At 68.3% G+C, this 2,860-nt stretch carries 3 protein-coding genes; all 3 read right to left on the bottom strand.

The window, feature by feature from the left end; translation table 11 throughout:
- Positions 1-632, bottom strand: a 632-nt coding sequence (leuD, locus tag AC04MI_RS24480; RefSeq protein WP_476498957.1) for a 3-isopropylmalate dehydratase small subunit, incomplete at its 3' end; no start/stop codon positions are given.
- Positions 629-2,047: a 3-isopropylmalate dehydratase large subunit gene (gene leuC, locus AC04MI_RS24475; RefSeq protein ID WP_436077042.1), complete on the bottom strand. Its 1,419-nt coding sequence runs from the start codon at positions 2,045-2,047 to the stop codon at positions 629-631. The genes leuD and leuC, both read right to left, overlap by 4 nt.
- Positions 2,048-2,080: 33 nt before the next feature.
- A partial coding sequence (locus tag AC04MI_RS24470; RefSeq protein ID WP_476498956.1) for an alpha/beta fold hydrolase occupies positions 2,081-2,860 on the bottom strand: 780 nt, incomplete at its 5' end.

Below are 2,860 nucleotides of genomic sequence, written 5' to 3'. Positions count from 1 at the left end.
CGCGTGCGCAGCGCCACGTCCTTCACCCAGGGCTGGGCAGCCCAGTGGCGCTGGGCAAAGGCCTGTATCTGATCGGCATACGACAGCGATGCGCCGATCACATCTTGTCCCTGCAGGAACATGCTCTGGTGCCGGTCGGACAGCACAAACTGCGCGCTGTGCCCCGCGCTGCGCACCATGCGGTGCTGCACATCAATGGTGATAGCCAGGGGGCCCCGCACCTGCGCAGCCTGCGCCTTGAAGGCCTGCACATCCGCCTCGGAAACCATGGCCAGCAGCAGGCGGTTGTTGAGCGCATTGGAGTAGAAGATTTCGCCAAAGCTCGACGCCACCACGGCCCTGAAGCCGTACTGCTGCATGCCCCACACCGCGTGCTCGCGGCTGGAGCCGCAGCCATAGTTGGAGCCCGCGATGAGCACGTCCACCCCCTGGAAAGCCGCCTGGTTGAGGACGAAATCCGGGCGTGGCAATCCTTCCCCGTCAAACCGCAGGTCGTAAAACAGACCGGGAGCCAGACCCGACTTGTCGATACCGCGCAGGAACTGCTTGGGCATGATCTGGTCGGTATCGAGGTTGGCAATGTCGAGCAGGGCCGCCTGGCCGTGCACGATGGTGTGGTGATCGGCGCTCATGCTGGCACCTCCAGGGTACGGACGTCGGTGATGCAACCGGTGACGGCGGCTGCTGCAGCCATGGCCGGGCTCACCAGGTGGGTGATGGCGCCCCGGCCCTGGCGGCCTTCGAAATTGCGGTTGGTGGTGGAGGCGCAGCGCTGGCCGGGGGCGAGCACGTCGTCGTTCATGGCCAGGCACATGGAGCAGCCGGGCTGGCGCCACTCAAAGCCTGCGGCCACCAGGCGCTCGGCAATGCCTTCCGCCTCGGCCTGGGCCTTCACTGCGCCGGAGCCGGGCACCACCATGGCGCGCACGCCGTGGGCCACGTGGCGGCGGCCCACAATGCGGTCCACCTCGCGCAGGTCTTCGATGCGCGCATTGGTGCAGGAGCCGATGAAAACATGCTGCACGGGCACACCCTGCAGGGACTGGCCGGCGACGAGCCCGGTGTAGCGCAGCGCTTGCTCGGCGCTGCTGCGCTGCACGGCATCGGCCATTTCTTCGGGACGGGGAACCGTGGCGTAGATGGCCATGGCCTGGTCGGGGCTGGTGCCCCAGGTGACGAACGGGGCGACGTCAGCCGCGTCAAACACATGTTCCGCATCGAATGCCGCGCCCTCGTCACTGTGCAGGGCGGCCCAGTGCGCCAGTGCCTGCGCGCGCACGTCGCCCGCAATGTCGGGGGCCTTGGCCAGCACGTAGTCAATGGCGGTGGCGTCGGGTGCGATCAGTGCGCCTCGGGCGCCCGCCTCCACGGCCATGTTGCACAGCGTGAAGCGCGCCTCCACCGACAGCGCGCCAATGGCGCTGCCGCAGAACTCCACCACATAGCCGCGTGCGCCCTGCGCACCGATGCGGCTGATGACCATGAGGATCAGGTCCTTGGCCGTCGTGCCGCTGGGCAGCACACCGTCCACGCGGATGCGCATATCTTTGGCCAGGCGGTAGACCAGCGTCTGGGTGGCCAGCACATGCTCCACCTCCGAGGTTCCGATGCCAAAACCCAAGGCGCCCAGTGCCCCGTAAGTGGTGGTGTGGCTGTCGCCGCAGATGATGACCATGCCCGGGCGCACCATGCCGTGTTCGGGCGCGATCACGTGCTCGATGCCCTGCAACGGGTCGTTGGTGTCGAACAGCGGGATGCCGTGGCGGTCGCAGTTGGCCTTGAGGTTGGTGGCCTGCAGGGCCGAGGGCGGGTCCTGGATGGTGCGCCAGCGCACCGGGTGCGTGGGGATGATGTGGCTCACCACCGCCACGTTCTGCCCCGGCACGGGCACGCCGCGCCCGGCCTCGTGCAGGCCGGCGAAGGCCTGGGGGCTGGTGTATTCATTCATCAGGTGCAGGTCGCAGAACAGCAGCACGTTCTGTTCGTCCAGAACGGCCACGGTGTGCGATGCCACCAGCTTCTGGTAGAGCGTTGAGGGAGTGGTCATGGTCAGCGTCGGGGGTTGTCGTTGGGTGCGGCCTTACCGGTCGGCCAGCAGGAAGGGCAGCGCCGCGTCAAGCAACGCATCAGGGGCCTCCTCGGCGATGTAGTGGCCGCAGGGCAATGCATCGCCGCGCACGTCGGCCGCCACGCGCTGCCACTCGGCCAGGGGCTGGAAGCACTGGTGCACCACGCCCTGCTCGCCCCACAGTGCCAGCAAAGGCATGGGCAACTGGCGGCCCGCATCGCGGTCGGCACGGTCGTGCACCAGGTCGATGCCCGCAGAGGCACGGTAGTCCTCGCAGATGCCGTGGGCCGTGCCGGGCAAGGTCAGGCAGCGCACGTACTCGGCCAGGGCGCGTGGATCGAACGGGGCCAGACCCGCACTGCGTCGGCCCATCACGTCACGCACATAGGCTGCGGGGTCGGCCTCGATCAGGCGCTCGGGCAGCGGCGCGGGCTGGATCAGGAAGAACCAGTGCCAGTAGGCACGGGCAAAGGCGTTGCTGGCCTGTTCGTACATGGCCAAGGTGGGCGCTATGTCCAGCAGCACCATGCGCTGCACGGCCGCCGGGTGGTCGGCCGCCAGGCGGTGCGCCACGCGGGCGCCCCGGTCGTGGGCCAGCACGGTGAAGCGCGGGTGGCCCAGGTGCTGCATCACAGCCAGCATGTCGGCGGCCATGGTGCGTTTGCTGTAGAGCAGGTGCTCCGCATCGCCCTCGGGCTTCGCCGAATCGCCATACCCGCGCAGGTCCGCCAGCACCAGGGTGAAGTGCTGCGCCAGCTTTGGCGCCACCTTGTGCCAGATGGCCGAGGTCTG

It is taken from the genome of Acidovorax sp. LjRoot204, assembly GCF_056175785.1.
The sequence above is the reverse complement of the archived record's forward strand: the minus strand, read 5'-3'. Positions and strand labels throughout refer to the sequence as shown.

Excerpts from the sequence above, each read along its gene's own strand:
- leuC (WP_436077042.1), bottom strand. The coding sequence starts at position 2,047 with ATGACCACTCCCTCAACGCTCTACCAGAAGCTGGTGGCATCGCACACC.